Annotated in this window: 11 protein-coding genes; all 11 read right to left on the bottom strand. The window is 41.2% G+C overall.

Translation table 11 applies throughout. From position 1 onward, the window contains the following. Window positions 1-348 precede the first annotated feature (348 nt). A complete protein-coding gene (ricA, locus tag AC3WTB_RS00950) occupies window positions 349-783 on the bottom strand; it encodes a regulatory iron-sulfur-containing complex subunit RicA (RefSeq protein WP_008358013.1) in 435 nt (144 codons plus the stop codon). Window position 784: 1 nt separating this feature from the next. Further along, window positions 785-2,311, bottom strand: a complete 1,527-nt coding sequence (gene miaB, locus AC3WTB_RS00955; protein ID WP_034281907.1) for a tRNA (N6-isopentenyl adenosine(37)-C2)-methylthiotransferase MiaB — start codon at window positions 2,309-2,311, stop codon at window positions 785-787. Window positions 2,312-2,460: 149 nt separating this feature from the next. Beyond that, window positions 2,461-3,642 (bottom strand): glycine C-acetyltransferase, encoded by a 1,182-nt coding sequence (locus tag AC3WTB_RS00960; RefSeq protein ID WP_126681849.1) that lies wholly within the window; start codon window positions 3,640-3,642, stop codon window positions 2,461-2,463. Beyond that, window positions 3,639-4,703 carry an L-threonine 3-dehydrogenase gene (tdh, locus tag AC3WTB_RS00965; RefSeq protein ID WP_039178727.1) on the bottom strand — a complete coding sequence of 355 codons (1,065 nt, stop codon included), beginning with the start codon at window positions 4,701-4,703 and terminating at the stop codon, window positions 3,639-3,641. Before tdh ends, AC3WTB_RS00960 begins: the two co-directional genes overlap by 4 nt. Before the next feature lie 175 nt (window positions 4,704-4,878). Continuing rightward, window positions 4,879-7,923: an efflux RND transporter permease subunit gene (locus tag AC3WTB_RS00970; protein WP_492333204.1), complete on the bottom strand. Its 3,045-nt coding sequence runs from the start codon at window positions 7,921-7,923 to the stop codon at window positions 4,879-4,881. 202 nt (window positions 7,924-8,125) lie between these two features. Continuing rightward, window positions 8,126-8,386, bottom strand: coding sequence for a stage V sporulation protein SpoVS (gene spoVS / locus AC3WTB_RS00975; protein WP_003211281.1), 261 nt, complete (start codon window positions 8,384-8,386; stop codon window positions 8,126-8,128). Window positions 8,387-8,587: 201 nt separating this feature from the next. Then, window positions 8,588-9,382: a TIGR00282 family metallophosphoesterase gene (locus AC3WTB_RS00980; protein WP_039178723.1), complete on the bottom strand. Its 795-nt coding sequence runs from the start codon at window positions 9,380-9,382 to the stop codon at window positions 8,588-8,590. A 90-nt stretch (window positions 9,383-9,472) separates the two neighbouring features. Next, window positions 9,473-11,035 carry a ribonuclease Y gene (gene rny, locus AC3WTB_RS00985; RefSeq protein ID WP_003211958.1) on the bottom strand — a complete coding sequence of 521 codons (1,563 nt, stop codon included), beginning with the start codon at window positions 11,033-11,035 and terminating at the stop codon, window positions 9,473-9,475. A 233-nt stretch (window positions 11,036-11,268) separates the two neighbouring features. Further along, entirely contained in the window at window positions 11,269-12,444 is a 1,176-nt protein-coding gene (locus AC3WTB_RS00990) for a serine hydrolase domain-containing protein (RefSeq protein ID WP_492333205.1), read from the bottom strand. 142 nt (window positions 12,445-12,586) lie between these two features. Continuing rightward, window positions 12,587-13,630 carry a recombinase RecA gene (recA, locus tag AC3WTB_RS00995; protein WP_039178719.1) on the bottom strand — a complete coding sequence of 348 codons (1,044 nt, stop codon included), beginning with the start codon at window positions 13,628-13,630 and terminating at the stop codon, window positions 12,587-12,589. Between the two features lie 179 nt (window positions 13,631-13,809). Next, window positions 13,810-15,060: a competence/damage-inducible protein A gene (locus tag AC3WTB_RS01000; RefSeq protein ID WP_039178717.1), complete on the bottom strand. Its 1,251-nt coding sequence runs from the start codon at window positions 15,058-15,060 to the stop codon at window positions 13,810-13,812. Window positions 15,061-15,070 lie beyond the last annotated feature (10 nt).

Below are 15,070 nucleotides of genomic sequence, written 5' to 3' on the forward strand. Positions count from 1 at the left end.
CCATAAACTTGCCTTGAAAATTGGAAAAGTTGGAGAGTGAGAGGTTGGGGTTGACTGAAATGGTGTCATTTGATGTAATAAAGATAGTAGCCCTTCTTTATATAAGGAGGAGATCTTATGAAACAATTTAATATTATAATAAACATTTTTGGATTAAGCATTGAGCTTCAGTTCAAATCTTTTAATCTGTAGAATCAAATCATTTTTAGTTGATAACACTTCAATATAATATTTATTTTTTACGAAATACAAGGGCTACTGCATCAACATTTTGTTGTTGATGCAGTAGCAAAATACAAATAACATATATTCTATATAATAAAAAAACCCCGCATCTGCGGGGTTTTCTCATTTAATGGAGCAACTTGGTGATGAGTTTTTCACTTTTGAACCGGTTTCTCCTAATAAGAGGTCACCGCCGGTTGAAAGAATGATTTCATCTGTTACTTGATTCGAAATTGTGTGCGCTACAAGCTGAAGCAAGGAATTGACTTCCATTTGTGATTCTTTGAATTCTTGAATGACTGGGATGTCATCCAGTTCTTCTTGCAGGGCATCGATTTTTTCTTCGACTTGCTTTAAGGCTTCATGTTTGCCGTAATGCTTTAAGTTCACAGCTTGTTTTTGAAGCGCCTTAATTTGATTAATGATCGTTGAAATTTTTGTATTTTCATTGATTTGCGCTTCTGCTTTTTTGAAGAAATCAACTTCTTCCGTTTCAGAAATCATTTTAGCGAGCTCTCTTGCGCGCTCGACAATCTCTTTCTTTGAATAAAGTGTCATTTTAATTCACCTCGATAGCTTCTCCAACCATTTCTCCGTCAAGAGACCAAGTTTTGGCTTGTGTGATTTTCACTTTGACGATGTTGCCAATCGCTTCTTTTGGTGCTTTAAAATTCACAAGCTTGCTTTTACTTGTATATCCGGCTAGGATCTCAGGGTTATTTTTACTTTCACCCTCTACTAATACTTCGACAATCTGCCCTTCATATTCCTTCATTTTTTTCGCAGAAATTTCATTCACAAGTGCATTTAAGCGCTGCAGACGTTCTTTTTTCACACGCATTGGCACGTTGTCTTTCATTTTCGCTGCCGGCGTTCCTTCTCTTGGAGAATAAATGAACGTATAAGCGGCATCAAACTCAACCTCGCGATAGAGGGAAAGTGTTTCTTCAAACTGCTCATCTGTTTCATTTGGGAACCCAACAATAATGTCCGTTGTTAATGAAGCATTCGGCATAGCTTCTTTGATTTTGCGCACAAGATCAAGGTAGCGCTCACGGTCATATTTTCTCGCCATAAGCTTCAGCACAGAAGAACTTCCCGATTGAACTGGCAGATGAATATGATCAAGAAGATTTCCGCCCTTGGCTAGCACTTCAATTAAGTGATCATCAAAATCACGCGGGTGACTTGTTGTAAAACGGATACGCGGAATATCAATTTTTCGCAGCTCATCCATCAGGTGGCCAAGACCATATTCCATATCTTCAAAATCTTTTCCATATGCATTCACGTTTTGACCAAGAAGGGTAATTTCCTTATATCCTTCTGCTGCTAAACGTCTGACCTCTTGAATAATTTCATCTGGGCGGCGGCTTCTTTCCTTGCCGCGCGTATAAGGCACGATACAGTATGTACAGAATTTATCACAGCCGTACATAATATTCACCCAGCCCTTGATTTTACCTTGACGGGCTCTCGGAAGGTTCTCAATCACATCGCCTTCTTTTGACCAAACCTCAATCACCATTTCTTTTGAAAGGTAACATTCAGATAACAGCTCTGGCAGGCGGTGAATGTTGTGCGTGCCGAAAATCAAATCAACAAATGGGTGTTTCTTCAAAATACGGCTCACGACAGATTCTTCTTGTGACATACATCCGCATACACCTAAAATTAAATCTGGCTTTTCGCGTTTTAATGCTTTTAAATGACCAAGCTCTCCAAACACTTTATTTTCTGCATTTTCACGAATAGCACAAGTGTTTAATAAGATGACATTTGCATCTTCCGTTGAATTTGTTGGTTCATAGCCAAGCGCCATAAAAATACCAGCCATCACTTCTGTGTCATGCTCATTCATTTGACAGCCATATGTGCGAATATAAAACTTGCGGCCGTTCCCTAACCCTTGAAACTGCTCGTCAATTTGAAATTGATTGTATTCGACTTCTTCTTTACCCCGTTTTTTTGCATCTTTTAAGGAAGGCGGAATGTACACAGCTTCAAAATATTTGCTGTAGTCCTTCTCGGATTTTTTGTCCGATGAACTTACTTGTCCGCTCGCTTTTCTCTGCTCTTCATTCATGAATTTGTACTCCTTTCAAACCAAGTTCCACCCTACAGTATAGACTATTTTGTGATGAATTGAAAATAAATCATATACGGTTCTTCTATGAAAATTGTCTATTAGTCATAACCATTTTTCATAAAAAGAAAAAGAGAGCCTGCGCTCTCTCAATCAAGTATGTTCAGTTTTTTTGCTTCTTCTTCAATGATTGTCAGTGCCCGGTCTAGTTCTTCTTTTGTGTGCTCGGCTGTGATGATGGCTCTAATTCTTGCCTTGCCTTTTGCTACTGTTGGGAAGGCGATGCCTTGAGCAAACACGCCTCGTTCTATTAAAGCTTTTGAGAAACGAAAAGTAAGTGCTTCGTCTCCAATCATGATTGGGATAATCGGTGTCTCTGTTGGGGCGACTTGAAATCCAAGGCTGATGACCTTTTCTTTAAAATAAGCGGCGTTCTCCCAAAGTGTATCGATTCGCTCCGGTTCATCTAACAGTACTTCAATCGCTTCTTCACACGCTCTAGTCACAGCCGGCGGATGTGAGGTGCTGAATAAAAACGGTCTTGCTTTATGTTTTAAATAATCAATTAAAACCGCTGAACCAGCTACGTAACCGCCGAGCACTCCGACAGCCTTACTAAGTGTCCCGACCTGTATGTGCACTCTGCCGTCGAGTTTAAAATGGTTGACCGTCCCGCGGCCATTCTCGCCAAGCACGCCCGAGGCATGCGCATCGTCTACCATGACAAATGCATCATATGCTTCTGCTAGCCTGACGATTTCAGGAAGTGGCGCGATATCACCATCCATTGAGAAAACACCGTCTGTTACGATGAGACGGACGCGATAATTCATTGATTTTTTCAAAATCTTCTCCAGCTCTTCCATATTGGAATGACTGTATACCTTTTTATCAGCTTTGGTTAATCGGATTCCATCAATAATTGAGGCATGATTCAGTTCATCCGAAATGACAATATCATCTTTTGTCAGGATACTCGATAAAACTCCTTGGTTGGTCGTAAAGCCTGATTGAAACACAAGGGCTGCCTCTGTCTTTTTAAATGCAGCAAGCTTTTTTTCAAGACGTTCATGCATTGTCATTGTGCCGGCGATGGTTCGTACGGATCCTGTACCCGCTCCGAATTCATCAATCGCCTCTTTTGCTGCTTTCATCAGCCTTGGGTGCGAGGTGAGGCCTAAGTAGTTATTTGAGGAGAGTTGTATAACAGATTGTTCATTTAATGTAACAGTGGATGATTGTTTTGAGTCGATCTCTTTTAAGGTTTGGTGGGTGCCTTGCTGCTTCATTGTTTCCAATTCATCTTGTAAATACGTGAATTCCTTCATCATTTCTTCCCCCTTTGATATGATGGCATCATCAGTACGACTTTTCCGCACGTACCATTCCGCATGAGTTCAAAACCCTTTTCGAACTCTTCAAATGGCAGTGTGTGAGTGACAACTGGCTTTACATCAATGGTATTCGTTCTTAACAGCTCAGATACTTGACGCCACGTCTCAAACATTTTTCTCCCCGTGATCCCTTGCACAGTTAATCCCCTAAAAACAATTTGGTTCGTAATATCAATTGTCACTGGCCGTTCTGGCAAGCTTAGTATATTGACTTTTCCTCCATTTGCACAAGCTTCGAGTGCTTGATTAATGGCAGCTGGATGACCTGACATCTCACACATTACGTCTGCCCCTTCCATCCGCGTGAGCTGCTTAATCATCGCGACTGGATCATCTTTCCCAATATCCACGATATGATCTGCACCCATTTTTCGGGCAAGATCGAGCCTGTATTCATTTTTATCAACGGCGAACACTTGAACAGCTCCAGAAGCTTTTGCGACAGCGATTGCCATTAAACCGATTGGTCCGCAGCCAAAAATCGCCACAGATTTACCTGAAACAGGTGTGTGCAGTACTGTATGGACAGCATTTCCTAGCGGCTCTTGTATAGAAGCAAGCTCAACTGGCATTTGAGCCGGATTATGCCACACATTTTGTTCAGGTATTTTGACATATTCAGCAAAACAGCCATCAATGTCTACCCCTAAAATTTTCGTTTCACTGCACAAATGCTGCTGCCCTGTTAAGCACATATAACATTGATTACATACAACATGCGTCTCAGCCGATACAAAATCCCCTACTTTTGCTCGTGAGACCTGCTTCCCCACTTTGACAACTTCCCCTGTAAATTCATGTCCAAAAATGTAAGGCGCTTTGACTCGTCCCTTAGCCCAGTCATCCCAATTATAAATATGCACGTCTGTTCCGCATATCGAAGTGGCTTTCACCTTTATCAATACTTCATGATCTTTGATTTCTGGAATCGGCATCTCCGTCAGCACCGCTCCGTAAGCGCTTTCTTTTTTAACAATTGCTTTCATCGTTCCACACATGACGTACAACCCCTTTGTTAAAAAACTTCTCCCAATCAGATTTTAACACGACTTATTTTAGTCGTAAACACCACTGTCTACTAGATAAAGACAAATGAACACTCCACATATTTTTTTAGATATTTTTCTAAAAAAAAAAGCAAATCTCCGGTTGAGAGGAGATTTGCTTTCATCGTCAGCGTTTCTTTGAAACGGCAACATATAGGGCTGGCACAATAAATAATGTCAGAATCGTTGAGAAAAAGACACCTGATACAATGCAGATGGCCAGCGGCTTAAAGAGAGGATCATGACTTAATGCAACAGGCATTAATGCAACTAATGCCGTAAATGCTGTTAAAAGTATCGGTCTAATCCTTGCTCTTCCCGCTTCAATGACGGCTGTCTGTTGATCAAATCCTTGCTTGCGCCGCTGTTCAATAAATTCGAATAAGACGACCGCATTTCGAACGACAATACCAGCCAATGAGACAATTCCCATTGTTGCCATAAAGCTGAATGGCGTTTGTGTGACAAACAGTCCGATAATGGCTCCTGATACGGCTAAGTAAACCGTTCCTAGAACTAACAGTGGAAGCATTAATGAATTGAACTGGAATGCGATGGTCACGTAAATGAGCAGCAGGACAACCGCAAATAAGAGACTAATTTCAATAAAGAACTGGGTCTGATTTTCATTTTCTCCACCTTGTGAAATGGTCAAATCCTTCGCTGCCGCGCTTTTCCCCACTTGATTAACGACTTCTTTCATATCGTCTTTAAACGAATCTGATGCGCCGGGATACGCCTTTAGCGTAATGGTTGGAACTCCATTTTCATGTGGAATGCTTTCATACTGCTCTGTTTCTTTTTCTGTTACATATCGGCTAAGCGGCTCAAGTTGAGGCATAACACCCTCGTTTGTCTTCACAGGCACTTTCAATTCTTTTAGCTTTAAACCATTTTGATGTGTACCTGTATCCTGTTTTACCACTAAATCGATATCATTTGTTCCTTGTTTAAAGGTACCTAATGGAATCCCTTCTGTCACAAGCCCAAGCTGTCTGCTGACAAATTGAGCACTGAGGCCATCCTCTGCCATTCGCTCACGGTTTAATTCAAAGGAGATCGTTTTTACCGGCTGATTGACATCATCTGTAATCAAGCTTGCTCCTTTGTCTTTCATTTCATTTGTTAGCGTTTCTTTGACATCAATGAGCTTTGTGAAAGAGTCACCTGCAACTGTTACTGTTACTGGCGCTCCAGAGGGCGGTCCTTGAACAATAGTTTTCATAAAGAGATCAGCCTCTTTGAATTTCTCTCGCAAAGGCTCGGTCATACGATCTATCAATGCCTTACTTGTCATCTGATCATTGTCTACTCTTACAACAATCTGACCAGTGTGGTCACTTGCATTTGAAATACTTTCATTAAACAGATTCGGCACCCCACCGCCTGCAAAAATCGCCGTTTCTTCAATGCCTTTTTGCTGCTTAATTTCTTGTTCTATTTTCTTTAGTGTTTCATTTGTTTTGTCTAATGTTGTTTCACTTGGAAGCGTGACCGTGACGACCACTTCTTTCTTATTCGCCGCAGGGAAAAATTCAAATGGTGTGACGAAAATAAGTAAAAAAGCAAGCGTTGCAACAAGCAAGCCACTTAGTCCAATAACGAGCGGCCGCTTCACAATGTTTTTCAGCACACGGTCTGCATAGAAATCCGCCAGCTTTTTTAATGGTTTTCCTAGGAAGCCCGGCTCTTTTTGACTCTTCTTGTTCTTTCTTTTCCTGTTCACAGTATATTGATAGACCGGCACAAGTGTCAGTGAAATCACCATGGACGCAAGCACAGTCGTTACTAGAACAGACGGTAATGCCCGAATAAATGAACCGTTTGCACCTGATAAGAAAAGAAGCGGCAGGAAAGCAAATACAACAGCAAGTGTTGATGTCAAAATGGACCCTGCGACTTCTTTTACGCCAGCAATTGTTCCTTTCAGCGGACTTTCGTATTTTTTCATTTGTCTTAAAATATTATCATTGACGACAATCGCATCATCGACAAGTATCCCTAAGGCAATGATAAAGCCGATGATCGAAATTTGATTGAGATCCACTTGTAAAAATGGCAGCGGAATGGTTCCAATTGTAATGGATAGCGGAATGGCGAGTGAAACGATAAACGCCCCGCCAATCGTGAGTCCAAGTGTAGTAACGATAATGACAGCGATGACTGCAACAATGGCTTCTTTTATTAAATCATTGAAAATGGCATCCACTTCACTTTTTTGTGAATAGTAGTCTACCCACTCCACCCCATTTGGTAGCTGCTTTTCTTTCTCAATGACATCATTGACTTTGTCATACATTTTAGGAATATCAAGCCCTGGTTTAATATTCACTGTAAATGAATAGGCGGGCTTTCCGTTATAGGACACAATATCACTTTTCTCTTTTTCTACTTCTTTTAAGCTGCCAAGCTGACTAATTGTGACCGGCTCTCGTTTTGTTTTTGAGAAAAGCTCAATTTTTTTGACTTGATCTAAGCGGTCATATGTATCGATGGACAGCTTGACCTTCTCTTTACCTGCCCGAATATCGCCTAGTGGAGATGTGTCAAATTCCTGATTGATGGCATTTGTGACATCAGTTACATTGAACCCTTCCCCCTCCAGCTTGTTTGAATCTAAGTTTAATATCGCTTGTTTGTCATTGAAGCCTTTGATAACGACATTATCTACCCCTTTGATGTCCTCTACTTTTTCCTTCAATGCACGCAGCGATTTCTGACTCTTTGCTAAGTCCGATGATTGACTCGACACAATCATATAAGAACCAACGGGTACGCTGCCGAACTCATCCTTTATATCCGGCTCCATCACTCCGTCTGGAAAAGATGACGCAGCACTTGTCGTTTCATTCTTGATTTGACTTGCCACCTTTTGAAAGTCGGCTTGATCCTCAATTTCAAGCACAATATTTGAGAAACCAATGGCAGAAACCGAGCTCGTTTCCTCTACACCATTGATATCAGATAAAGCTGATTCCAGCTTATTGGTGACGTCTCTTTCCACCTGTTTTGCATCTGCACCAGGGAAAACGGTAGAAATCGTGACGAGATTCGCCTCGAATTCTGGCAGTTCTCGTTTAGGAAGCTGCGCGAATAAATAGCCGCCAGCAATGAGAACGATAAAAAATAAAATAAAAACAAGCTTTCCTCTTTTCAAAAAAGCTTCAAACATTATTTCACCTACTTAAATATTTATTTTTGATGAAGTAAATTCAACTTAATCTTAATTTATCATCATGGTGAAAAAATGCAAGCTCTAATATGTCATTTTTATCTATTTCACGAACTGAATATGTTATATAAGAAATGTATAGCGGTAAACAAAAACAACCTGCTTACATGATGTAAGCAGGTTGAAAATAATAAAATTAGAATTATCGTGGCTCAACAATCAATTTGATGGCTGTTCTTTCTTCTCCATCGATCAGAATGTCAGTAAAGGCTGGAATGCATATCAAATCCACTCCGCTTGGCGCAACAAATCCCCTTGCAATGGCGACAGCCTTAACCGCCTGATTCAGTGCTCCAGCGCCGATTGCTTGTATTTCTGCTGCACCGCGTTCACGTAAAACGCCCGCTAATGCTCCTGCTACTGAATTCGGATTTGACTTTGCTGAAACTTTTAAAATTTCCATTTCTGCTCCCCCTTAAATTTACAATGGATAAGTGAGTGTTCATTAGAACAATCTTTGTTAGATGATGCTATTTTTTGAAAATCCATCCCCAAAATGTTTTTCAAAAATAGCAGGCTACCTACCATTTTTACTATATTCACGATAGAGGGCGCATATTCCTTCTTTCTGATTAATATTTTTCTGAAATAAATATGTGAACATTTATTCAAAGAAAATATGGTCATCATTTATCAAAATTCGATCAATTTTGACAGCTTTTTTCGACTGTTCGTCAATTTCTACGATGACTGCACTTAACGTTGTGCGGCCTTCTGCAATTTCAAACCGGACTGGGAGACTTGTTTTGAATCGTTTAATAATCGTTTCTCGGTCAACACCTAAAATGCCATCATAAGGTCCTGTCATCCCAACATCTGAAATATACGCAGTTCCTTTTGGCAATACGCGGTTATCTGCTGTTTGAACATGTGTATGCGTTCCAACGACACATGATGCACGGCCGTCTGTATACCAGCCCATTGCTTGCTTTTCACTTGTGGCTTCACCATGAAAATCAATAAAAATAAACGGTGTCCGTTTGGATGCTTCCTCAATTAATTCATCTACTTTTTGAAATGGGCAGTCAATTGGCGGTAAAAACGTACGTCCTTGCAGGTTGATGACAGCCAATTCTTTTCCTTGTTTTTTAATAAACGTGAGACCTTTTCCAGGTGTGCCTTCTGGGAAGTTAGCAGGACGGACCATATGGGCTGCGTCATCGATGAAATCGAAAATGTCTCTTTTATCCCAAGTATGGTTGCCCATTGTGAGCACATCAGCTCCTGCTTGCAGGAGCTCATGATAGATTTTTTCAGTCAGACCTTTCCCGTGAGCAGCATTTTCCCCGTTGACAATGGTAAAGTGCGGCTGATATTTTTTCTTCAGCTTTGGCAAGTATTCTTTCAGTGTGTCTCTGCCAGGTGAACCGACGATATCTCCAACAAATAATATTTTCATGCGCTTTTGAACCCTTTCTCTTATAAATTGATCTTCTTATCAGTGTTGCATATTTACACAAAAAAATAAAGCGGCGCTAAGCGCACCGCTCTATTTTGCATACTCTACTGCGCGAGTTTCTCGAATGACTGTCACTTTAATGTGACCAGGGTAATCGAGCTCGTCCTCAATTCGCTTACGAATATCCCTTGCTAGACGGTGAGCTTCAAGATCATTAATTGAATCTGGCTTCACCATTATACGTACTTCACGTCCAGCCTGTATCGCAAACGATTTTTCAACACCTTCATAAGATTCAGAGATATCTTCTAATTTCTCAAGTCTCCGAATGTAATTTTCAAGCGTCTCACTTCTTGCACCAGGGCGTGCTGCAGATAATGCATCAGCTGCCGCAACAAGAACAGCGATAATAGATGTCGGTTCTTGGTCACCGTGGTGAGAGGCAATACTGTTGATGACAACAGGATGCTCTTTATATTTCGTCGCAAGCTCAACGCCAATTTCTACGTGGCTTCCTTCTACTTCATGATCAATGGCTTTTCCAATGTCATGCAGAAGACCTGCTCGTTTTGCAAGCTTTGCATCTTCTCCAAGCTCTGAAGCCATGAGACCTGCAAGATGTGCAACCTCAATTGAATGCTTCAGGACATTTTGTCCATAACTTGTACGGAATTTCAAGCGGCCGAGAATTTTGATAAGATCCGGATGCAGACCGTGAACTCCGACTTCGAATGTCGTTTGCTCACCCATCTCGCGGATATAATCATCGACTTCACGGCGTGATTTTTCCACCATTTCTTCAATTCGTGCAGGATGAATGCGGCCATCCTGGACTAGCTTGTCCAGAGCTATCCTCGCTGTTTCACGTCTAATCGGATCAAAGCCCGATAGGATAACAGCTTCAGGTGTATCATCTATGATCAAGTCAATACCAGTTAACGTTTCTAACGTACGGATATTTCGTCCTTCACGTCCGATAATACGACCTTTCATCTCATCATTTGGAAGATTGACTACAGATACCGTTGTTTCAGCTACATGATCAGCTGCGCAACGCTGTAACGCAAGTGAAAGAATGTTTTTCGCCTTTTTGTCAGCCTCTTCTTTCGCTCGGTTTTCAGATTCTTTCGTCATGACTGCAATGTCGTGGGAAAGCTCATTTTCAACTTGATCCAGAATGATTTGTTTCGCTTCATCTCGAGTTAGACTTGAAATGCGTTCCAACTCGGCTTTCTGCAAACGAATCATATCATCCACTTTGCTTTCCATCTCTTCAATATGTTGTTGTCGTTCATTCAGAGAATGATCTCTCTTCTCCAACAGGGACTCCCGTTTATCTAAAGATTCGTCTTTGCGATCAAGATTTTCCTCTTTTTGAAGTAAACGGTTTTCTTGTCTTTGAAGCTCATTTCGTCTTTCACGAACTTCTTGCTCCGCCTCTACACGAAACGAATGAATTTCATCTTTCGCTTCCAAGAGCGCTTCTTTCTTCAATGCTTCCGCATCACGCTTTGCATCCTCAACAATTTGTTCGGCCATGTTTCTTGCGCCGGATATTTTTGCTTCTGCAATGGTTTTACGAACAAAGTAGCCAACAACTAAACAGATTAGGCTCAGCAAAATGGAGATGATCGTAAACATCGTAGGCGACATATTTTCACCTCCTCTTGCTATGAACTTGGTTTTACAAATAAAGTGTCGGCATGTACATTGTTTTGTGTCTCAACATACAGGGCCTTCACAGGGAATGAGATCCTCACTGCCCTTGTCAAGTTTAAATTAGTTATCAATCATGTTAAGAAAAACAAGTGATACATTCCCATTGTAATTGTGTCGGAAATACTTGTCAAGCGTGCCATCTTAGCGTTTGCAAAAGCAGATCAGAATTATTCTTGATTCAGCAGCTGATATACTTTATTGTTCACTTGACCCAGTTTAGTGTTATTTTGAATGTTTGAGAACAAAACAACAATGGTTTGCCCAGATTTGCTAAAACTGTTTAAAATGTTGAAGCCCGGCACGACACCATGGTTTGAATAGCTACCGGGATCAACATAAAATCCCATACCGTATGTGGAGCTGCTTCCTGGCGTAAACATCTTTTTATAGCTCTTCTGCGAATACAGTTTGCCGTCTATAAGAGCTTGGTCAAATTTGTACATATCTATAGCACTCATATAAATATCTCCAGCACCGTACAGCTGAGATAGATCGGGCATATACGGTGTAACCGCTTTGCTGCCTTTCAGCTTATACCCGACAGCAGGATAAGGTTCTTTTTTATATGTTTTGTAAAAGGCTGCATGCGTCATTCCCGCCGGTTTAAAAATATGATTCTTTATATATTGTTCATAGGACTCACCGCTTACTTCAGCAACAATATAAGCAAGAACAGAATAGTTGGAATCCTTGTAGCCCCATACGCCCGGCTGACGATTAATTCCCTGACGTTCTATGTCTTTTATTAATTCGTCCGGAGTAATTGCGCCGTTTCCTTCAATATGTCCGTTTATTCCCGATGTATGTGTAAGCAGATTTTTCAAAGTAATCGTATGTCCGTTAGGGAAATGAGGTAAATACGTGCTTACCGGATCACTTGTCTGAAGTTTCCCCTTTTCCTCAAGCTGTAAAATGGCGGTTGCAATCAGTGCTTTTTGAGACGAACCAACATAAAAAGATGTTAATGGATTATTTTGAATTTTTCGTTTACGGTCTGCATAACCAAAACCTTTATTTGTTATGATTTCTCCATTTCTAACAATCATGGCTGTTCCGCTGAAACCGATCTTATTTAAATAACTGCTGATTTTGTGATTGCGGTCCACTGTTTTGATTTGTTCCTTTGATATTTTGGTGGTTTTCCTTTTGACTTCTTTTTTCTGGCTGTTTTCTAAAGCTACTGCAGTTTTTTGAAACGGGTTTTTTTCTTCACTAGTTCGATGAAGCACATTCCACATTGTAAAGCAAATCATCGCTGCTAAAAAAACAAGCACAAGTTTTCCCCTCTGACTTGGTTTTCTCCCTCTGCGTTTTGCAGTTCCTCTGCGGGTCGGGCTTGTCATTATTTTTTCCTCCCAAAATAAATGCCATTTTGTACACTTTAGACGGATGAAGTACTGAAAAAGTTGTCGAAAGTTTTTTGCAAAATAAAAAAGGCTGAGTTTTTCACTCAGCCTTTTTTATCATTTCATACTAATTTAATTTTTATTCTAATTCTAATTGTTCTAGCGCTTCTTCAGATTCCTGCTGCGTTACTCCGTTAGTATCCAAGCCGTAATGTTCGCGAATTTGCTCCTGGATCATCAGCATGATATCTTTATTTTCTTTTAGGAACTGTTTCGCATTTTCACGGCCTTGTCCAAGACGTTCCTCTTGGTAAGAATACCAAGCGCCGCTCTTTTGTACGATATCTAGTTCGCTTCCAAGGTCGATGATTTCTCCCTCTTTTGAAATCCCTTCACCGTACATAATGTCTACTTCCGCAATGCGGAATGGCGGTGCTACTTTGTTTTTGACCACTTTAATTCTCGTTTTATTCCCCATAATGTCATTGCCTTGTTTCAGCTGTTCAGCACGGCGCACTTCTAAACGAACAGATGAATAGAACTTCAGCGCACGTCCACCAGGCGTTGTTTCAGGGTTACCAAACATGACCCCAACTTTTTCACGAATTTGGTTAATAAAGATGGCAATTGTTTTTGATTTGTTGATAGCACCTGATAGCTTACGAAGGGCTTGAGACATCAAACGCGCTTGAAGACCAACGTGTGAATCACCCATGTCTCCTTCAATCTCTGCTTTTGGTACAAGAGCAGCTACAGAGTCAATCACAACAATATCAACTGCCCCGCTGCGGACAAGAGCTTCTGCAATTTCAAGTGCTTGCTCTCCTGTATCCGGCTGAGAAAGTAACAGTTCATCAATGTTGACACCTAGTTTTTGAGCGTAAACTGGATCGAGTGCATGCTCTGCATCAATAAATGCAGCTTGTCCTCCCTGCTGCTGAACTTCAGCAATGGCATGAAGGGCTACTGTCGTTTTACCAGAACTCTCTGGACCATATACTTCGATAATACGGCCTCGGGGATATCCGCCTATTCCAAGCGCAGTATCAAGTGCTAACGAACCACTAGGTACTGTTGAAATACGTGTATCTGTTTGCTCTCCTAGTTTCATAATAGAGCCTTTACCAAACTGTTTTTCTATTTGTTTAAGAGCCATATCTAAGGCTGCTTGACGATCACTCATTCTATTGTTTCCTCCTTTATCAATTCCACTATCTATACTATACCTTGTTTTACGTCATTTGCCAAGAAAAAAACGAACACATATTCGATTTTTTTCTTGGCCGATTTTTTAAGAAAAGAGTGTTTTCTATTAGAAAAAAACGCTCTTTTATAAAGGAGTAAACCTAACAAAAAACAAAATTAACTCTCTTTTAATAAGTTGAGTAAGTGATGCAGACCATATTTCACAGCGCGCTTTCGAATGCCCGACCGGCTGCCCGTAAACATCCATTCAAACACGTCCGTCTGGTCTTTCGTGGATAATCCAATGAATACTTTTCCAACAGGCTGACCCTCTTGGGAATCAGGTCCTGCTACACCCGTAAAGCTAATGCCAATATCACTTCCGGTTAGCTTTCTAACCCCTTCAGCAAGCTCTAAAGCGCACTCTTTGCTGACAGCACCATAAGAAGACAGTGTTTCCTCCCGGCAGCCAAGTACCTGCTGCTTTACTTGGTTTGTATAACAAACCACACTTCCGTTCAAAATGGATGATGCCCCTTCGAGATCTGTCAGCCATTCGGAGAACATTCCACCAGTCAGACTTTCTGCTGCTGCTACTGTTTTCCCGTGCTCGTGCAAGGCTTTGGACGCTTCGCGGACAAGCGATGTATCCCCATATCCGTAGAAGTACTCTCCTACCCGCGCTAAAATTTGCGCTTCTGTTTCTTTTAACAGACGCTCTGTTTCTTTTTCATCCTCATGCTTAGCAGTCAACCTTAGCGTCACTTCACCGTCAGATGCGAGTGGTGCAATCGTCGGGTTGGTTTGAGCATCAATTAAATCTTCTAGGTCTGTTTCAAGCTGCGATTCACCGATTCCGAAGAAGCGCAGAACAACAGACACAATTTTTTCCTTTAAGCCAAGCTTCTCAGAAATCAGCGGCTTTGCCTCGTTTTCAAACATCGGGTGCAATTCACTTGGCGGTCCAGGAAGAAGTATATAAAACGTATCGTCTTCTTGAACAAACATACCTGGGGCCATCCCGAAACGGTTCACGAGCACATCTGATCCTTCTAGAACGAGTGCCTGCTTACGATTGTTCGGTGACATATCGCGGCCGGTCTTTCGAAAGTAGTCTTGAATCGATTCAAATGCTTCTTCATTTAGTACAAGCTCTTTACCGAGCGTACTCGCAATTGTTTCTTTTGTTAAGTCATCTTTGGTTGGTCCAAGACCACCTGAGAAGATAATAAAATTAGATCTTTCCTGCGCCACCTGAATGGCCTGTTTTAAACGCTCTGGATTGTCACCAACTGCTGTGTGGTAATAAACATTCACACCAATTTCAGCTAGTTGTTTGCTGATGAATTGTGCATTCGTATTCGTAATTTGCCCTAGCAAGAGTTCGGAACCGACTGCAATAATTTCTGCTTTTCTCTCTGACTTCAAAGCGTACACG

This window comes from Bacillus sp. EB106-04-04-XG123 (assembly GCF_058791855.1).

What these genes read in the sequence shown, in the direction of transcription:
- ricA (WP_008358013.1), bottom strand. Translation starts at nt 783, where the DNA reads ATGACACTTTATTCAAAGAAAGAGATTGTCGAGCGCGCAAGAGAGCTC.
- miaB (WP_034281907.1), bottom strand. Translation starts at nt 2,311, where the DNA reads ATGAATGAAGAGCAGAGAAAAGCGAGCGGACAAGTAAGTTCATCGGAC.
- AC3WTB_RS00960 (WP_126681849.1), bottom strand. Translation starts at nt 3,642, where the DNA reads ATGATGAAGGAATTCACGTATTTACAAGATGAATTGGAAACAATGAAG.
- tdh (WP_039178727.1), bottom strand. Translation starts at nt 4,703, where the DNA reads ATGTGTGGAACGATGAAAGCAATTGTTAAAAAAGAAAGCGCTTACGGA.
- AC3WTB_RS00970 (WP_492333204.1), bottom strand. Translation starts at nt 7,923, where the DNA reads ATGTTTGAAGCTTTTTTGAAAAGAGGAAAGCTTGTTTTTATTTTATTT.
- spoVS (WP_003211281.1), bottom strand. Translation starts at nt 8,386, where the DNA reads ATGGAAATTTTAAAAGTTTCAGCAAAGTCAAATCCGAATTCAGTAGCA.
- AC3WTB_RS00980 (WP_039178723.1), bottom strand. Translation starts at nt 9,382, where the DNA reads ATGAAAATATTATTTGTTGGAGATATCGTCGGTTCACCTGGCAGAGAC.
- rny (WP_003211958.1), bottom strand. Translation starts at nt 11,035, where the DNA reads ATGTCGCCTACGATGTTTACGATCATCTCCATTTTGCTGAGCCTAATC.
- AC3WTB_RS00990 (WP_492333205.1), bottom strand. Translation starts at nt 12,444, where the DNA reads ATGACAAGCCCGACCCGCAGAGGAACTGCAAAACGCAGAGGGAGAAAA.
- recA (WP_039178719.1), bottom strand. Translation starts at nt 13,630, where the DNA reads ATGAGTGATCGTCAAGCAGCCTTAGATATGGCTCTTAAACAAATAGAA.